The organism is Nostoc sp. 'Peltigera membranacea cyanobiont' 213, from assembly GCF_002245975.1.
Classification (GTDB): Bacteria; Cyanobacteriota; Cyanobacteriia; order Cyanobacteriales; family Nostocaceae; genus Nostoc.
In genome coordinates this window covers 1-17,879 of record NZ_NOLI01000082.1, presented here as the reverse complement: position 1 = coordinate 17,879, position 17,879 = coordinate 1, and the positions used below count along the sequence as shown (strand labels likewise).

Genomic DNA, 17,879 nt, shown 5'->3' with positions numbered 1-17,879 from the left:
TAATCTCGGATTTCTCACAAACTCATAAAAAACCGGACTTTAAAACTGATAAAATGTATACATAGTAAGCATTTCAGAATTTTTAACCGATGAATCGAGGTTTGTGAGAAATCCGGGCGAGTGTGAGCAGGTTCAGGAGATTAGCGATCGCATCAATCGGGTGTATTCCGATTCGCTGGAGGAGACAGTCAAAAGTCTGTTGCAGTCGTTGGGGAAGGTGAATCGTCCCTATCTTACTGCTATGGAAGAGAAATTGTTGACTGTTCTGGAGTCGGAATATGGGGACGAGATAACGTCCTGAACAATTTTGTCAAAATGGTTGATATTGCAATGAGAAATAGAATCCATTATCTTGCAGTGAGTCTCCCTTATCCTTCACCTCAAATAAGGGAATTCCATAATCTAAATGCACATTCAAACTAGAGAAAACTTGCCACTCTAGACCTAAACCTGTACTAGCAATAAAACTGGGGTCGGGATTATCTCCACGATTATTCCAACCACCGCCAATCTCAAAAAATGGAGTGAGTTGCAAATTGTTGGGATTGGCACTAATGGGAAGATGAAGTTCGACTGCACCCAAAATACTATTATCTGACACTAGTTGGTTTTGACGATAGCCCCGCACAGTATCGACACCACCAATGCTGAATTTTTCAAGGGAGAGGAGGGAATCGGGAGTTAACTGGGTATCGATGCGGGTTAACAGTAATATTCTCTTAGTTAGTTGCTGTGCCCATTGAAATTGTCCTAGCCAGGAGAAGAAACGTCCATCAGTACCAGTGTTGTTAACTGTAGCGTCAAAAGCATCAATGCCAAAACTAAATTGCGATCGCGCCGCTAAAACTTGTGTGGGACTTCGATGTACCCAATCTTGGTAAAATCTAATCACACTAACTCTAGATTCACCGTTCTCTGCACCTTCGGAAAAAGAGAAGGGAATATTATCGAGTAAAAAAGTTTGACTACGCCGTAAATCAAATCCAATCCCAACAGCAAATTCAGTTTGGGGTTTTCTGATTAATGGTTGACGGAAACCGAAAGATAATGTCTCTGCATCACTGCGAATACCTAAATCATCAAAAGGGGCTGCAATAATTCTGCTGTTATTGTTGCTATAACGAATGTTTAAAGTGCCGTTTTCAGGATTTACTGGTAATTTATAACTAATACCGTATATATTTAAACCTTTTGTTAAACCGTATTCAAGTCTTAGTTGGTCGCCGAAACCTGTAAAATTATCATGTACAACAAATACACTACCTTGAACTGAACCGATGCTAGGAGATTGGTTATTAGCAATAGCAATACCTGCGTGAAACGCTGGTGCTTCTGTTAACTCAACTCGTAAGATATTCAGTCCAGGACTACTCCCGGCAATTAATTCAGCATTAACACGTTTTATAATTGGGTCAAGCTGTAATAGTTGCAAAGCTTCTTCTATGCGTTGCTTGTTTAATGGCGTAGTCGTAGCGATTTTGATGCGACTTCGCACATAACTGTCTTCCAAACGTTGAAGTCCTTTAATTTCTATCCCTTCTAATTTACCCTCGACAATTTGAATTGTCACAATACCGCGTTCTATATCATTAGGTCGGTCGTTGAGAATAAATGCACCAGATGTGATGTAACCGTGGCTAATATAAAGTGCTGTAATTCTAGTTCGTAAAGTGATTAAATCTTCAAAAGATACTTCCTTTTTTTGTTCGTATTCTTGAACTAGGTTACTAATTTCTTTTTTCAGAATAGTATTGCCTAAAATTTCAATTTTATTGACTAGAAAACGTTCATTTATAGGAGAAGTTTCCTGACTTGGTGGGGTGGTAGGTATAGGGAGTAATGGGAGAGAAGGAGTTTCTGGAGTTTTTGGTGTAGGTAGAGGAGATTCTATCGGTTTGGGGATAGTTTCTTCCACACGTTCTGGAGTATTTGGGGGAATAGTGACTCCAGTGGGTGCGGTTGATTGGGCAAAAGTTGGATGACTAACTCCGCAAAAGAATATAATTGTGCCTAAACTGCTAATAAATCCAATTACACTAGATCGATAAATATATTCACTCCAACATATATTTTTCACCCCACCCCTCTCCTATCTTCCTTAATCTGATTGTAGTATGCACTTTAGTGCTTAGAAAATCCGAACTTGCTGTTAATTAAGAACATTCTCGACTCAAAATCCTCTTCCCATTTGGTAGTTGATACATTCCTTGCGGTTCGACAATCGGGTCGCCAATTTTCCATCTGGGAGGGGTAACATTAGTTGTAGACAAATTGTTTTTACTAGGTACAGACTGCAAAGTTCCTGTAGGATACGGTGGAAGGGGTGCATCACCAGGACGTTCAGGTAAGCCACTAGAACCTGTAACAAAGAAAGTCCCGCCTGGTTGATTTTTGCGTCTAGCAATGCAACTATTAGCAAGTATTGCGTTAGTATCAATCACATTTTGCGGGAGTTCTGTCAAACTGTTTTGCAGAAAGCTGATGTCAGGTACTCCTGTAATGGTTCCAGAAACCGCACCACTAGCATTGACATCGACTTGTTGATTGCCATCAAGCGTGTTGATAGTAGCAGCATCAGTGGTGAATGGAGTCGGATGATAGAGCGGAGAACTGAGAAATGCGCTGGTATTAAACCTAATATCGCCGCCTTTGCCATCACGCGCAAATGAGAGAATATCACTGTCATTAAGGGCAATAATTGAGTTAGCAGTGAGGGTAATATTACCGCCGCCGCCAGCACCACTAAAAACATTGGTGCGAATGTCACTATTACCAAAAAGGCGGATATTTTCGGCAGTAAGATTGATAGTTCCTCCAGAAGATTGGATGGAGGATGTCAGGATTTGACTATTAGTTGCACTGAAGTTTTTTGCAGTAGTCAAATTGATATTACCTGCTTTGCCTGTGCCTTGACTCAATGCAACAATTTGAGCATTATTAGTTAACTCAACTGCGTCAGCTTTAAGAGTTAAGTTACCGCCATCCCCTGAACTTGTAGTTTGAGTTGAGAGTAATGAACCATCACTCGCAATAAATTCTCCTGTTTCTATGGAGAGAGTTCCGGCTTTTCCTGCACCTAGAGTTTCAGTTGATATGAGGTTATGACGGTTTTCGTCAGTGGGTGATATGCCACTCATTACTAATGATTTAGTCGCCCGAATATTGATATTTCCAGAATTTGACTGACCTAAATTTTTTGTATTTTGCAAATTCAGATTATTACTAATCTGTGAGATTGTAGTAATTATACTCTGCTGAATTACTGGATTTAGAGAATTATTTGTTTTTGCTAAAATATCTAAATAACTGTTGCTGATAGGGTCAAAACTACTATTAATTAATTGACCGCCATCACGTATATTTAAATTTTCAGTTTCAATATTAATATTACCGCCCGATGCGGCACTAAAAGAAATACCGGATATTTCGCTATTTGATAAATTGATAGAATCAGAAATTTTGAGCGTTATATCACCGGGTTTTCCTTGCCCCAAAAAGCTAGTAGTTGCGATGGATGATACATTTTCCAGGTTTAATGTTTTAGCAGAAATCAGAATATTGCCTCCAGCACCTTGAGTAGTTGAGTTACCTAACCCAAAAGAGAAACTAGATAATGTACTATTATTCAAGTTGACAGAATTAGTAGCTTGTATTGATACATTACCTGCATTACCCTCTCCGCCAGAATTTCCAGTAGTCACAACAGCCAAATTCATGTTCAAGTTTTCTGTATTAATTAAAATATTTCCGCCATTCCCAGCCCCGTCTGTATTTGTACCAATTATAGGAATACCAGTAACACCAGACATATTGAGATTTTGGGTATTAATGATAATATCTCCGCCCTTTCCAGTCCCTTCTGTATTTGTACTAATGCTAGAAACACCAGACATATTGAGATTTTGGGTATCAATGATAATATTTCCGCCCGTTCCAGCAGCGTATTTAAGTGTAGAAATCTGAGATTCTTCAGAAATATCTAACTGTGATGCTTGAATTTTTATGTCTCGGCTATTTTGATTACGAAGGCTTCCTGAAAAAATTTGAGATTGTCCAGCGATTTTGATGTTATTACCTACCAACTGAATTTCACCACCACCCAAACCACTAGTATTGATGAGTGCTTGCTTAGTTAAAGAAATATCTGCTTTAGCAACATTTGTCGGGAATGTTAAATCGAGATTATCACCATCTATATTTAATCCAACACTACCCTTCCCTGCCAATCCTCCTAATTCAACTTTTCCACCATAAGCTGTGATTATGCCATCATCTAAAATGACATTACCGCCTAAGAGCAAGATACTTTTACCATAGGAAGAAGTAATTCCTGAGTTTGTATTTGAATAAATACTTACTCCTCTTGCTTGATTAATAATTGACGCAGGTTGTATTTGATTAAATAAAAAAGCCGAAGGGTTAATCGTCAAAAGTTGCGGAACTTCGGGAGTAGAAGTGCTAAATAATCCTTGGTTATTAAACTGCACTGCATCCGCAGTTGTAGCAACGAATGAACCACCAGTATTCAGGCTAGCATTTCCTCCAAAAATAATGCCATTGGGATTGATTAAAAATAAATTGGCCTTGGAAAAAAAATAATTACTCTCGTCAAGAGTACCCAAAATACCAAAAATAAGAGAAGGGTTTTTTCCTGTAATCCGTGCCACAATATTTTGAATGTCAGCGCTAGGGGTACGAAAATAAGCACTGCGTCCTTCACTGACATTAAACTCCCGAAAGCTGTGGAATAAGTTAACACCTCTAATTGCTCCTCCTTGAATTAATTCTATAGGCAGACCTAAGAAATTTTCTTCCACTAGAGAACTTTCGGATTTAAGAGTATCATCTGGAACAATATTGCTACTTTGAGCTAAAACTGATTTTCCAGCTACAATCCAAACCAGCCAACTTATTACACCTAATTGTGTCAGAATCTTTATAATTTTTTGCACGATTTATGATTGCGCGAAAGTAAAATTTTGGGCGATTGGAAATCGCGGCTACACAAACAAAGTCCGCCTACGCGGACTAACGAAAAATCAAGCTTCTTAACCCACACAGGTGGGTTTTGTCTGTATAGCCGCGATTTCCAATCGCCAAGGCTAGTAATAATTTAGACTTTTAGAACATCCTCTAAGAAATCGGGGTTCTTTGTTAGTTTATTGATTGTTAACAGTAAATATACTAAATTATAGCTAAAATACAAAACTATGTTTATAAAACTTTTCCGTAAATGTACTGTGCTAAAATTTCAGCATATTCAAATTTTTTTGATCGGAAATAAAAATCATAAATTCAGAGTGCGTGGTTGGCTGCTATCTATATTCCTGTGTAGTTTGACGTTTTGTTTCTGGCTGGGTAATGTACCAAAAACAATCACGCCACTGGAATTTGCAGGAGTAGTCAGCGCCCAATCTCCTGATACAAATCAACTGGTACAGCAAGGGATAGAACTTTACCAAGTTGGAGATATCAAAGCAGCTATTACTATCTGGGAGAAAACTGTAAATATTTACCAACAAAATCACAATGTTGCGGCGGAAGTGATTGTTCGAGAAAACTTGGCGCGGGTTTATCAGGAAATTGGGCAAAGCGAACAAGCAATTATCCACTGGAAGCAAGTTATCGCCTATTATCGCCAAGTGGGGAATTTGCCGCAAGTGGGGCGATCGCTCACCGAACTTGCCCAGGTGTATAGTAGTTTAGGACAACCCTTGCAAGCGATCGCTCTTTTATGCAATCCTGACAAAAATGATAATTGCAGCAGTGACAGCGCTGTACTCATTGCCCAGATTCACAAAGATTCTCTTGGTGAAGCCGCAGCTTGGGGAAGTTTGGGTGATGCTAATCGACTCACAGGAAATTATGAGCTAGCAATCAAAAATCTCGCAAAAAGTCTAGACATTGTTAATAAATTTAATATATCTGCGCTGCGTGTTTCAGTTCTTAATAGTTTGGGTAATGCACATATTAGTCAGGCTTTAGTGAAGGATCGACAAGCAGATTCAGCAAAACAAAGCGGTGATGATGGGAAAAAACTCTTGGATGATGCTCAACAAGAATATACCACGGCTTTGAATTACCTGCGGCAAAGTTTAGAGTTAGCCAGTAATGATAATGATGTTGCGGGTGAAATGCGATCGCACTTACAAATCATCCCCATATATTACCGCAAAAATGCCCCCACTGAGGCAGCAACCAGCCTACAACAAGCAATTAACCTGCTAGAACGTCTGCCTGAAAATCGCAGGCGTGTGTATGCAACTATCGATTTGGTGCATTTATTGGAACCTATTACCAGTGAAGCAAAATCATTTAGAATTAGTTGTCTGAAACCTGACACATTAGTTAAAGCGACAACCCTACTCAATCAGGCAGTGACAATAGCCCATAGAATCGAAGATTTTCGGGCTGAATCCTTTGCTTTGGGAGAACTAGGACACATATATGAATGTCGCCAAGAATACTCAAAAGCTCTGGAATTTACTCATAAAGCCAGATTAGCAGCCGAACAAGGCTTAAAAGCACAGGATAGTTTATATCTGTGGGAGTGGCAAACAGGACGCATTTTACAAGCCTTGGGAAAATCAGATGCAGCGATTTGGGCTTATGAACAAGCAACTAATACCCTAGAGACTATTCGTCGTGATATTTTAACGGCAAATCGAGATATCCAATTTGATTTTCGAGATACGATTGAGCCAATTTACCGCGAGTTAGTAGGATTGAGATTGAGTTTGGAAGAATCAAGACAAACTGCAAATAAATCGTTAGTTTCCCAAGATAGTAAACATAATTTGGATTCGATTCTCACGACGATGGACTCGTTAAGATTAGCAGAATTACAAAACTATTTTGGTAACGATTGCGTGATTGTTTCATCTGGGCAAAAAAACATTGTAGAAATTGCTAATCAGACAACTGCTTTTATAAACACTATTATCTTGGAAGATAAGACTGCGGTAGTTTTAACCCTGCCAAAAGGTCAAAATCATGTGAGGTCGATTTCTATTAAACGCCAAGATTTTATCAATAATATAAATACATTTCGTAGAAATTTGGAATCCCTGCGTGATGCTCATATTCAGTATGATACTACAATAGCAAAACAAATCTATGATTGGTTAATTGAGCCTTTTACTAAAGAACTCCAGCAGTTTAATATTAAAACATTAGTATTTGTGCAAGATGGCATATTACGAAGTGTACCGATGGCTGCACTTTATGATGGCGAACAATATTTAATTCAAAAGTATGCTATTGCCACAATTCCCAGTTTAAACCTGACTGATATTAAACCTTTAAATCGGCAACACTTGAAGGTACTTGCATTGGGTTTAAGTGCCAAGGCTACTATTGATGGTAAGTCATATTCACCCCTTGCTAATGTTCCTACAGAAATAAATGAAGTGCTGGGGGAGATTCCAGGAAAGAAACTACTTAATGATGATTTTACCAGCGATCGCGTAAATCAAGAACTGGATAAACAAGCCTACCCAATTATCCACATTGCCACACATGGCGAATTTGGTGCTGCTCCAGAAGATACATTCATTGTCACAGGTAAAAATGGGAAACTCTCATTTCAGAAATTAGAAGAGCAAATTCGTAAAGTTACCCGCAATAATCAGCTATTAGAACTATTAACTTTAACTGCTTGCAAAACAGCAGCAGGAAATGAACGTTCTGCACTAGGATTAGCAGGAGTTGCAGTCCAGGCGGGAGCGAAAAGTGCTTTAGCATCTCTGTGGGCAATTCAAGATAACTCTACAGCAACAATTGCGATTAATTTCTACAAAAAATTGTTAAATAATCCTACTATAAGTAAAGCAGAGGCTTTGCAATCTGCTCAAATAGAATTGATTACAGGAAAGATAGGAGCAGGGCAATTTACTCATCCTGTTTATTGGTCGCCTTTAATTCTAATAGGAAATTGGTTGTAGAGATAAGTGTCTACTCATTCACATATCCCCAACTTTTTCAAGAAGTCGAGGATCTAAATTGATAAATCAAGTGTAGCACTAGCCCCAAACAGTCTTTAAATTACGAATTACGAATTACGAATTATCAATTACTTAGAGGCTTGTTCAGCATTTATAATTTGTTGTAATCGTAAAACTTGTTGGTCTAAATCTTGCTTGTGGTTTGGTTCTGTAACTTTGGGAATTGCTTCTTTTTCTGACTGACTGAGTTCTGTCAATAAATTTAAAATAGATACTTTCTTTGTAGAATTATTGAGTGTTTCAGCTAGTGCATCATACCACAATCCTTGTTCAGCATATAAATCTGAACGTTTCCAGAATTCTTTTGTCTGCGAAATCTGATTTTTTAACTTAGGTGGTATAGCGACAACTTCAATTTCAGCACTAGCAATTAAATCCTCTGAAGGATGGTTGGGGTTACACAACAAAGCGACTTGCCATAAATACCTTTGTCCCGCCGCTAGACTAATTTGTTTATTAGCAAGGGAATATGTCATAATTCCTGGCGAACTGTGCATTGATATTGTATCAACCCGTCGAAGTTTGCCGTTTACATACTCATCAAGACTAAATTCAATGTCCCGACTTTGAGAATTTGGTACAAACCAAGCAAATGTCGGTTGCAAAGAAACCGTTTGTCCAACGTAAGCAACGGGAGCAAGTACTGTGAGACTTGTCTTTTCATTTCCCGTACATTCTTCATTAGTTCTACTACTATTTGAACCTGTAGGGGTTTTAGGACTAGAAGGATTTGGAGGTGCTTTGTAGGTGGCTATGGCTGTAGTTGCCAGTGTCAAATATAGTATAAAAGTGCAACTAAGCAGCAGTTTGCTAGTCAAAGATTGTCGAATGACGCAGAAATACTTACTCATGGCTACTAGGCTACTGGTGTGCGATCGCAGACTGTAACTGTAGATGTTTACCCTATAAATAGGATGACAGAATTTGTCACTAAAATACTAATTTTTCTTTGCTACTCCATCTTCTCGCAGGAGAGGGAGGGTAAAGTCTGTAGAATTCACTTTAAACTACAATATCCCCGACTTTTTCAAAAAATCGGGGATTTGTGCCTAAGCAATCAAACTAAAATTACTACTACTCAAAGTAATATCAGGATTCCCTAAACGGGCAAACTCAAACACTGTACCTGTGCCTAAAACATTACCATCTTGGTTATAGAATAAACTACCACTACCTTGGCTAAACACAATACGCGCATTACTAGCGTTGACCAATTCATCACCAGTGACCACTGCAAAGTTAGTAAAAGCCTGTCCCACAGTATTAGTAACAGCATTGAAGGTGGCTTTACTCAGCATAATCTGGTCTTGTCCCCCTTCAAACTCGGTGATGTAATCAACACCTAAGCTTGTGCTAAACGCACCATTACCTTGAAAGAGATATTTATCCTTCCCGCTTCCACCAGTGAGAATATCATCGCCGAGTCCTCCCCAAAGTAAGTCATCACCACTTCCACCAGTGAGAATATCATTACCATTACCTCCCTGAAGGGTGTCATTTCCTGCTAACCCTTGCAGTTGGTCATTTCCGTCACCGCCAATCAAAGTGTTATTCAGTGCATTACCAGTGAGACGCTGATTGCTTGTGCTGGTAGTGTTGGCTAACTGTAGGGAATAGTTAGAGTTGACATTTTGGGAGTCTTGTGAAATTCCAACATAGTAATTCCCCGATGCTCCCAAGGTTGCACTAATTTGGCCATTACCACCATTACTAGCATAAGTAGAATAAAGTTTTTCTCCACTCTCAATCAATCCATCATTGTTGCTATCGTAATAGATAGCTGCATCGACATAGCTTTGAGTGACTCCACTCAACAGCAAACTAATATTGCTTGTGCCTGTTAGGGAGAATTTATAGTAATCAACTGAATCTACATTCCCAACAAATTCTTTGAAAGTTTGAGCAGTACTCAGCGTACCAATATTGTAAGCAGTGCTGAGTGTATTCCCTGGATTTGAGGCAATGGAAGGAGGTGCAGAGATGGCTGATAACTGTAGGGAATAGTTAGAGTTGACATTTTGGGAGTCTTGTGAAATTCCAACATAATAATTCCCTGATGCTCCCAAGGTTGCAGTAATTTGAGCGTTACCACCATTACTAGCATAAGTAGAGTAAAGTTGTTCTCCGCTTTCAATCAATCCATCATTGTTGCTATCGTAATAAATGGCTGCATCGACATAGCTTTGAGTGACTCCACTCAACAGCAAACTAATATTGCTTGTGCTAGTTAGGGAAAATTTATAGTAATCAACTGAATCTACATTCCCGACAAATTCTTTGAAAGTTTGAGCAGTACTCAGCGTACCAATATTGTAAGCAGTGCTGAGTGTGTTTCCTGGATTTGAGGCAATGGAAGGAGGTGCAGAGATGGCTGATAACTGTAGGGAATAGTTAGAGTTGACATTTTGGGAGTCTTGTGAAATTCCAACATAATAATTCCCTGATGCTCCCAAGGTTGCAGTAATTTGAGCGTTACCACCATTACTAGCATAAGTAGAGTAAAGTTGTTCTCCGCTTTCAATCAATCCATCATTGTTGCTATCGTAATAGATAGCTGCATCGACATAGCTTTGAGTGACTCCACTCAACAGCAAATTAATATTGCTTGTGCCTGTCAGGGAAAATTTGTAGTAATCAACTGGATTTGTATTCCCTACAGCATCATTGTAGTTAAAAGATGTGAGAACACCAATATTTTGAGCAGTCCCTAATGTACTTCCTGGCATATTGTTCCTTTTTTATTTGGATTTTGATTTACACACTGTACAAATTGACGATTATTTCAGAGGGTATAAGGGATAGGGTTGTAGGATTGCCTTTTATCTCTGGGCTATTACCAACACTATCGTTGTATCTAGAAACACCCGAATAACTAAGCCACAAGTAACTAACTGAATCAAGTCAAACCAACAAAGTCCTGAAGATTTCCAGAAAAATAACGGAAACCTGAGAAAAAATTGAGCGATCGCTAAAGCTACAATTAAAATTCCAGCTTTATTAAAAGCCAAAGCAGCATCCAGATCAAAATGGTACAGAGAAACAACACTTCGTGTTAAACCGCAACTTGAACAGGGTACATCGGGATAATTTGTGGCAATATAGCTTGGAACCGTAGGTAACTCGAAGGGGAGATAAGGCTCTACCTCGCCTGGAATAGAAACCCAAAGTGGGTAGAGTAAAAAAATCACAGCGAGTACAAGTAAGCCGTAGTTGACATATCGATACTCTCTGTAGATGTCCGGTAAGTAGCTAAAGAATTTCACAATTACAACGATTATTGCTTTTTAACGCCCTTGTTGAATGCCTTGCTGAATACCCTGTTGAATGCTATGAGCAGCACCATTTAATGCGATAATTTGAGTGCCAGAAATTACTAGACCAATAGTACTGATAGTCAGTGCTATTAAGGGAAACACCTTCGACTCTGCCTTGGAGTAAGCCAAGTAAGTAGCTATTCCACCTAAAACAGAAGATGGCAGTGCCAACCACATGGCAAATGTTCCCAGGCATGGGATGAAAGATGCCAGCATACCCATAATTCCAAAAACTAGCGCAATTACCGACATTACTGTAGTTGCGGCTGAGGCTTCCTTTGCCATATCTCATACTCCTTATGGTTAAGTGAAAAAAGAATTGGACAAAAACTGATTCGTTTTCGTAGACTTGTTGTTATGGTATTGCAACGAGATAAGTGTAAATTTCATTGCGATCGCGTTTGATTAATACAATAAATAATTGACCTGAGAATTTGTTAGCCGTTTCTGCCAATTACATTGCACCTTCGTGCCAATTTGGTTGCACATCGTTACCAAATCTAGAGACATTGCATTGCAACGTCTCTAGATCGGGTAGCTGTATTGTGTTGAATATGGGAAAATATCAAGAATCATTGGCAGGATGCGATCGCCACAATCCGAACCAGATATTGCCGCATTTTTTCTACCCATACCCAAAAAAATGACCTTGGTATTTGGATGTGTAACAGTACATCTAAAGTCTTTACTAATCACAAAAGTCAATACACTTGCTAGGGCTGCTAATGCACTAGGAAGACCTAAAATTAAAGTCCAGTTAATCCGATTAATCCGATTGCTTTTAGTCATAATATAAATTCAAAGTGATAGGAGATAATCCTCAATTACTTATGCGAAAAGGTAACTGGAATCAAAGCCCCCCTTTTTAAGGGGGATTTAGGGGGATCTAAAACGTTTTGCTACTAAGAAAAGGACTTTTCAAACATCCTCTCAGGCTGTTGGCGATAACTCTTAAATAAGTAGGGTAGAAATTGATTTATTTTTATACATTGCTTAATCGCCAGATATAAAAGCCAAGAACAACAAAGGATTTGATAACAACCACCGATCATCACTTTTTTTAATATCTACAAACATTTTGCAATCAAGCTTTTAGCCATTATTGAAAATTAAAAGTTCAACCCGTGTTTAGTATATGAGTTATAACTCCAAACTTATGAAACTATTATCTGCCTTGCCATAATCCATATTATAGTGAGGCAGATAGTATAACATTTGACTTCCTAAAACTTTTCAAACGCCCTTTAATGGCAACCAATTAAAGGTAAGCAAATTTTGGGAATGTTGATAATAGGATTAGTGTTTTGATTCTCATTAGAATCTTGATGATTTGGTTTTTTATTATGTCTAGCCGATATAGGAACTTCACTTATTGAACCGTCGAGATTAATAAAAGCAACATCCTGAAATACTGGAGGCGCTTGATTAAGATAGCGGCTAGAAGTTCCAATGTACAATGCTATTGCATATAAAGCCGAATCAGGTACGTCGGTGAAATCAATAGTGACTTTATACTGCACGTCCTTGTAAACATTAAAGCCCAAGTATTTATCGTAACCAACAACTTTTTTTGGGGTTGCAATTTTGCTTACATGATATTCATTACCTTCATTATCTACTAACTTAGTTTCATTTTTAGAGGAAACGTTGTAATCGAGATTTTCGCTACTACTAAAGGAAAATATACAACTAACAGTATGGTTTACTTTTTTTGCACAAGACTTTAACTCCCACGTTATGGAAATATTATTTTGACTATCTGTTGCTATTTGAGTTGGATACTCTTTAGATTCTGTTCTAGAATTATCCATTGTTTCTTGAGTCGGTGTCTTTTGAGATTGTGATAATGCTGGTGCAATAATTCCTACTGAAAAAAAGCTGGTACTTAAGGCTAATAATCCAATCAGCTTTAGTAATCTGAACATCATTTATTATCCCCAGAAGAATGTTTATATTAATTAGTCAGAATCACCCAATAATCCGGGGCGAATCCCCAGGCGACAAGCCGCAAACGGCGTAAAATCTTCCGAATATGGTAATCCGCTATTTCTCAAAAAATAGCTTAGTCATACTTAAGCTATAAATTCGATCGCACATTGCCTTTGATTAATACAATAAATAATTGACCTGAAATTACATTGCACCTTTGTGCCAATTTGGTTGCACATAGTTGCCAAATCTAGAGATATTGCAATGCAACGTCTCTACATCGGGTGTCTGTATTGCGTTTAATATGGGAAAATATCAAGAATCATCGGCAAGATGCGATCGCCATGATGTGAAAGTTCCGCCCCATCCGTCCCAAAACCTGAAAAAGTGGGGCTAAGGGCAAGAATACAGGGAGCAGGGAATGGCTATGGTTTGTTGCTGTTCATCTGACATAACTCATTATTAGTCATAATGGTTGCACTTTCATGCCAATAGCTTGGCTACTTCTTACTATCTACCTCAGATTAAAAAAAAGTAACCTAAGTAATCTTTATACCCATCATCTAGATGAAACGTAAGTACTAATGTGATTGTAGAAAATTACTTCTCTAAAATACACACATGCTAATTGTTACAGGGGTTATAGTTCTGATTACTTGTATTATAGTTGTGTCGTGTTTGTTTCTATATCATCAGCAAACACAACGAGCATTAATTTGGTGGCATACCAGGCAATGGATAAGGATGCATCAGGAAGCAGAGATGATTCACAATGATTTGCTACAAGAATTATTCGTGATCCGACGAAATTTAGAAATATCTTCAATAAACCCTTCTCTGTATCAACAGCAGCAACAGCAAAGTAACTTAGCGACTATCGAGAAGTTCCATCATTCCCTCAAAGAACTGAGTGACTACTTATCTCCGGCACATATTGACGACAGTCTACCCTTAGCAATTCAACATACACTAGTGAAATGGCGATCGCGCATTCCCGAATTAAATTTGCAAATGGAATTGCCAACTGACTGGCCCCCTGAGTCACTTTATACTCTCCACGTTGTTTTGATGGCACTAGAAGAATTGCTGCAAATTATCCTATCAAATATTTCCGGTAGATTATCTATAATTGTCAGTTTAAAAGCACGAGGTAATTTCAATGAACTCATGCTTCAATTAACTGATTTAAATAAATCTAAAGAAACTTATATATCAAATATTAAAGAAGTAGCTTATCTTCGTCATGCTTTTAATTTTTTGACCTGTGGAAAATGCTTTTGTCAGCATAAGCATAATGCAGAAATATGGTATTTTCGTTGGCGGCATTGGCAGAAAAATTTAAATATATAAAAATATTTTTATTTTAAAATGCGTCAGCCAAAATTTAATATTTATATAAATACAAACCGATGAAATAAAAATCAATTTTCGTAATTACCAAGCCTAAAAATAAATACCTCCTTTTCAAGATAGTAAATCGTCAATATCAAAGAAACTCTATGTATCAATCTGTACAAAAGTCAAACCCACAGAAAATGTTAGTAGTTGATGACCATGAATCCGTTTTATACGCAACTGTCAATGTATTAAAACAGCAATACCCAGAAGCTAAAATTGTCGAAGCGCAAACCATAAAATCAGCACTCGAACAATTAGAAAATGTCAACTTTGACTTGATTATAGTTGATTTAGCTATGCCACAAACAATAGGAGGAACTGCCCAAACTAACAACGGTATTCAGTTACTTAAGATATTGATGCGCCAATATCCGAATCTCAATATTGTGATCCAAACAGCCACTCCTCGTGCTTTAGTCAGGCTAAAAGCAGCAATTAGCAATCACGAAGGCGGTTTTACAGTTGCAGACAAAAGTTTGCCAATGAGTGAAATGTTAACCAAAGTTGATTGGTCTCTAAAGGGTGTGCAGAACACTCCTAGAGAGATACGTTCTGGTTTGGAACTGAAACCAGAATGGCTAGAAGTTTTACAGCTTGCTTGTAAAGAAGGTTTACAAGATTTACCTATTGCCAAGAAGATGAATATTGGTGAACGAACAGTACGGCATTATTGGACTAAAATTTATGATGTCTTGGGAGTTTACCCAGATGAGGGAAAAAATCTCCGAATTCAATCTGAAATTCGAGCAAGAGAAGAAGGTTTAATTGATTAGTCAATAGTCCATAGTCAATATTTAGTTGTAATCATAAATAACAATCTAAATTTTACAATAAACACAATGTATGATGCGGCGAATTTGGACAAAAATTAATTCAGCTAATAGTATTTGGTGTGCAGGGTTTACCACAATTGCATTTGTAACTTTCCTGCGCCTAGTGGGTTCATTACAATTTTTGGAGTGGATTGCATTTGATACATTTATGCGGCTGCGTCCAGAAGAATCAATTGATGAAAGAATTTTAATTGTAGGTATTAATGAAAAAGATATTAATAGGATTAAAGCCTATCCAATTCCTGATAAAGATATCGCCGCCTTATTAAATCAATTAAAAACTTATCAACCTACTGTAATTGGACTGGATATTATTAGAGACTTACCACAAAAACCAGGACATCAAGAAATTGTTAAAACATTTACAGAAATTAAAAATTTAATTGCAGTTGATAAAATTCTGCCTGACCGCAGTGGTTCAACTTTCAATCCACCACCAAATTTACCACAAGAACAGATAGGCTTTACTGATGCTGTAGCTGACACAGATGGTAAGCAACGCCGAAGTTTATTAGCTACCTCAAATCTTCAAAGAGAATGGAAGTTTTCTTTTACATTAAAATTGGCAGAAACCTATTTAAAAACTCAAGGTATTCCTCTAAAAAATGTAGATGATGACCCTTATGGTATGAGATTTAATTCAACTACACTTCTCCGATTTCAGCCTAACTCAGGCGGATATATACAAGCAGATGCAGGTGGTAGTCAAATATTAATTAATTTTCGCAATCGGCGTAAACCTTTTCATATAGTTTCTCTTACAGAGATTCAAAATGGAAAGATTAATCCTGATTGGATTCGTGACAAAATAGTCTTGATTGGCATGACTAGCCCCAGCGCTAAAGATTATGTAAATTCATCTGGAATGAATAGTGAAAATGCTGCTCTAAACTATGGTGTTGAAATCCAAGCACATGTAGTTAGTCAATTAGTTAGTGCTGTACTAGATAATCGATCAATGATAAATGTTTGGGCAGATGTATGGGAGTATTTATGGATTATTGGTTGGGGAATTTTAGGTTTAAGTTTAGGGCGATTGATTAGCAATCCCTTCGAGATGCTTTTTTATATTATTCTTGCGATTATCTCTTTAATTCTCATCTGTTATGGACTAATAATTATTGGTTGGTGGATTCCAATTGTACCAGCTTTTTTTACATTAGTATTCAATGGTGTAGGTTTAGCAGCTTTTTATCGATATGATGAAGCATTACGTTACCGCATTCGAGACCGACAGTTAATTATTGACCAGATATTCGATGCAATTCATAGTCATCCCTTGCAAACTTTGAATATAATCTTAAGAGAAGTTCAAAGTAATGAAAGTTTATCACCCCAAAAATTCATATCAAAGCTTCAGCAACTAAATCAGCAATTACGCGATGTTTATGATTTAGTAAAAAGAGAGGCAGTCAGTGAATTAGATAGTTTTTATTTTCAACAAGAGCAAAGACTAGATTTATCTCAACCACTTGATGACATTCTCTTTGAAGTTTATAACGAGGTTGTCGAACAAAATTATACTTATTTTAACAATATAAAACAAAAGGTACTTAAGTTTGAGGCAATGGATGAACGCAATTTAACTATTGAACAAAAGCGGAGTCTTTGCAGCTTTTTAGAAGAAGCATTGCGTAATGTCAAAAAGTATGCTGCTGGCACTACTCGTCTTGAAGTAATTTGTACTCAAGAGCATGGTAAAAATGTGATTCGAGTAGCAGATAATGGTTTAAAGATTGAAGCAATGGCTGATTTATCGTCATATTTAGGCTTTGGAAGCAAGCTAGCTCAAAATTTAGCAAAACAGTTGGGTGGTGAATTTAAGCGATATCCTCATTTTCCAAAAGGGATGGTTTGTCAGCTTAGTTGGTCTGCCAATAAACTTTGGTTTTGGCGACTATTTTAATATGTAATTATTGGTGATTTTAATTACTTTGGGTAAGTTAAACCGTGCTTATTTGACAGCGACAGCCTTAGAAGGAAAAGTATTGAGTCTTCTGGAGAATAAATCAATACTTTTCGGTTAAGAATTAAGCAGTATTAATAATTTAAAACGAGTAGTTCACGTATCTAAATTTCTACCAACAATCGTAGAAGGCTAATTCCCCATCTTTACCGTTGCCAATTTCATTTGACGGTTACAAATCAAAGTCAAAGCTGAAGGTTTCCGGTTCAGAATCTTCTTCTTTCTCTTGTGCAAATGGAGTTGAAGTCATTGAAGGAAGTTTGTTCGACTCAGTATTAATTGGCGTGAAAGCTACTTGTTGTGTGGGAAATGCACCCTTTCTGAAAGCAAAATAGCAATCAATAATAAAATAAAGCGTCTCCAGGTAACTTTTACCTAATTGCTGTGATTCGGTAAATATCCGCTCACGATAGCTATCTTTGATCCGAACTTTTTC

At 37.6% G+C, this 17,879-nt stretch carries 14 protein-coding genes; 5 read left to right on the top strand and 9 right to left on the bottom strand.

Annotation, left to right across the window (positions count from 1 at the left end):
- Positions 1-103: 103 nt before the first annotated feature.
- Entirely contained in the window at positions 104-301 is a 198-nt protein-coding gene (locus CDG77_RS20985) for a hypothetical protein (RefSeq protein WP_181154390.1), read from the top strand.
- Between the two features lie 9 nt (positions 302-310).
- Here CDG77_RS20985 and CDG77_RS20980 read toward each other — a convergent pair whose 3' ends face one another.
- Positions 311-2,077, bottom strand: coding sequence for a ShlB/FhaC/HecB family hemolysin secretion/activation protein (locus CDG77_RS20980; RefSeq protein ID WP_442946433.1), 1,767 nt, complete (start codon positions 2,075-2,077; stop codon positions 311-313).
- A 76-nt stretch (positions 2,078-2,153) separates the two neighbouring features.
- Positions 2,154-4,952, bottom strand: a complete 2,799-nt coding sequence (locus tag CDG77_RS20975; protein WP_190234021.1) for a two-partner secretion domain-containing protein — start codon at positions 4,950-4,952, stop codon at positions 2,154-2,156.
- A gap of 348 nt (positions 4,953-5,300) precedes the next feature.
- Here CDG77_RS20975 and CDG77_RS20970 point away from each other — a divergent pair, with 348 nt between their 5' ends.
- The gene (locus tag CDG77_RS20970) at positions 5,301-7,943 is read left to right on the top strand and encodes a CHAT domain-containing protein (RefSeq protein ID WP_223269898.1); all 2,643 of its coding nucleotides are present in this window, start codon (positions 5,301-5,303) and stop codon (positions 7,941-7,943) included.
- 128 nt (positions 7,944-8,071) lie between these two features.
- On the opposite strand, the gene CDG77_RS20965 is transcribed toward CDG77_RS20970, so the two are convergent.
- From CDG77_RS20965 to CDG77_RS20940, 6 genes are all read right to left on the bottom strand, one after another.
- Positions 8,072-8,779: a DUF928 domain-containing protein gene (locus CDG77_RS20965; RefSeq protein ID WP_181154391.1), complete on the bottom strand. Its 708-nt coding sequence runs from the start codon at positions 8,777-8,779 to the stop codon at positions 8,072-8,074.
- A gap of 273 nt (positions 8,780-9,052) precedes the next feature.
- Positions 9,053-10,729 (bottom strand): calcium-binding protein, encoded by a 1,677-nt coding sequence (locus CDG77_RS20960; RefSeq protein ID WP_094331258.1) that lies wholly within the window; start codon positions 10,727-10,729, stop codon positions 9,053-9,055.
- Between the two features lie 93 nt (positions 10,730-10,822).
- Complete coding sequence (locus CDG77_RS20955) at positions 10,823-11,266, bottom strand: DUF2752 domain-containing protein (RefSeq protein ID WP_190234020.1); 444 nt, start codon at positions 11,264-11,266, stop codon at positions 10,823-10,825.
- Between the two features lie 21 nt (positions 11,267-11,287).
- Complete coding sequence (locus CDG77_RS20950; RefSeq protein ID WP_094331256.1) at positions 11,288-11,602, bottom strand: hypothetical protein; 315 nt, start codon at positions 11,600-11,602, stop codon at positions 11,288-11,290.
- Positions 11,603-11,842: 240 nt separating this feature from the next.
- On the bottom strand, positions 11,843-12,106 hold the full coding sequence (locus tag CDG77_RS20945) for a hypothetical protein (protein WP_094331255.1): 264 nt from the start codon (positions 12,104-12,106) through the stop codon (positions 11,843-11,845).
- Between the two features lie 455 nt (positions 12,107-12,561).
- Positions 12,562-13,245 (bottom strand): hypothetical protein, encoded by a 684-nt coding sequence (locus CDG77_RS20940; RefSeq protein WP_143857065.1) that lies wholly within the window; start codon positions 13,243-13,245, stop codon positions 12,562-12,564.
- A gap of 745 nt (positions 13,246-13,990) precedes the next feature.
- On the opposite strand from CDG77_RS20940, the gene CDG77_RS20935 reads away from it, so the two are divergent.
- The 3 genes from CDG77_RS20935 to CDG77_RS20925 all read left to right on the top strand — a co-directional run bounded on the left by CDG77_RS20935 (position 13,991) and on the right by CDG77_RS20925 (position 17,383).
- The gene (locus tag CDG77_RS20935; protein ID WP_094331253.1) at positions 13,991-14,596 is read left to right on the top strand and encodes a hypothetical protein; all 606 of its coding nucleotides are present in this window, start codon (positions 13,991-13,993) and stop codon (positions 14,594-14,596) included.
- 149 nt (positions 14,597-14,745) lie between these two features.
- Positions 14,746-15,417, top strand: a complete 672-nt coding sequence (locus CDG77_RS20930; RefSeq protein WP_094331252.1) for a response regulator transcription factor — start codon at positions 14,746-14,748, stop codon at positions 15,415-15,417.
- A gap of 70 nt (positions 15,418-15,487) precedes the next feature.
- Positions 15,488-17,383, top strand: a complete 1,896-nt coding sequence (locus CDG77_RS20925) for a sensor histidine kinase (protein WP_094331251.1) — start codon at positions 15,488-15,490, stop codon at positions 17,381-17,383.
- Positions 17,384-17,615: 232 nt separating this feature from the next.
- On the opposite strand, the gene CDG77_RS20920 is transcribed toward CDG77_RS20925, so the two are convergent.
- Positions 17,616-17,879: hypothetical protein (locus tag CDG77_RS20920; protein ID WP_143857064.1), on the bottom strand; the 264-nt coding region annotated here is incomplete at its 5' end.

What these genes read in the sequence shown, in the direction of transcription:
- CDG77_RS20960 (WP_094331258.1), bottom strand. Translation starts at nt 10,729, where the DNA reads ATGCCAGGAAGTACATTAGGGACTGCTCAAAATATTGGTGTTCTCACA.
- CDG77_RS20945 (WP_094331255.1), bottom strand. Translation starts at nt 12,106, where the DNA reads ATGACTAAAAGCAATCGGATTAATCGGATTAACTGGACTTTAATTTTA.
- CDG77_RS20935 (WP_094331253.1), top strand. Translation starts at nt 13,991, where the DNA reads ATGCATCAGGAAGCAGAGATGATTCACAATGATTTGCTACAAGAATTA.
- CDG77_RS20930 (WP_094331252.1), top strand. Translation starts at nt 14,746, where the DNA reads ATGTATCAATCTGTACAAAAGTCAAACCCACAGAAAATGTTAGTAGTT.
- CDG77_RS20925 (WP_094331251.1), top strand. Translation starts at nt 15,488, where the DNA reads ATGATGCGGCGAATTTGGACAAAAATTAATTCAGCTAATAGTATTTGG.
- CDG77_RS20950 (WP_094331256.1), bottom strand. Translation starts at nt 11,602, where the DNA reads ATGGCAAAGGAAGCCTCAGCCGCAACTACAGTAATGTCGGTAATTGCG.
- CDG77_RS20940 (WP_143857065.1), bottom strand. Translation starts at nt 13,245, where the DNA reads ATGATGTTCAGATTACTAAAGCTGATTGGATTATTAGCCTTAAGTACC.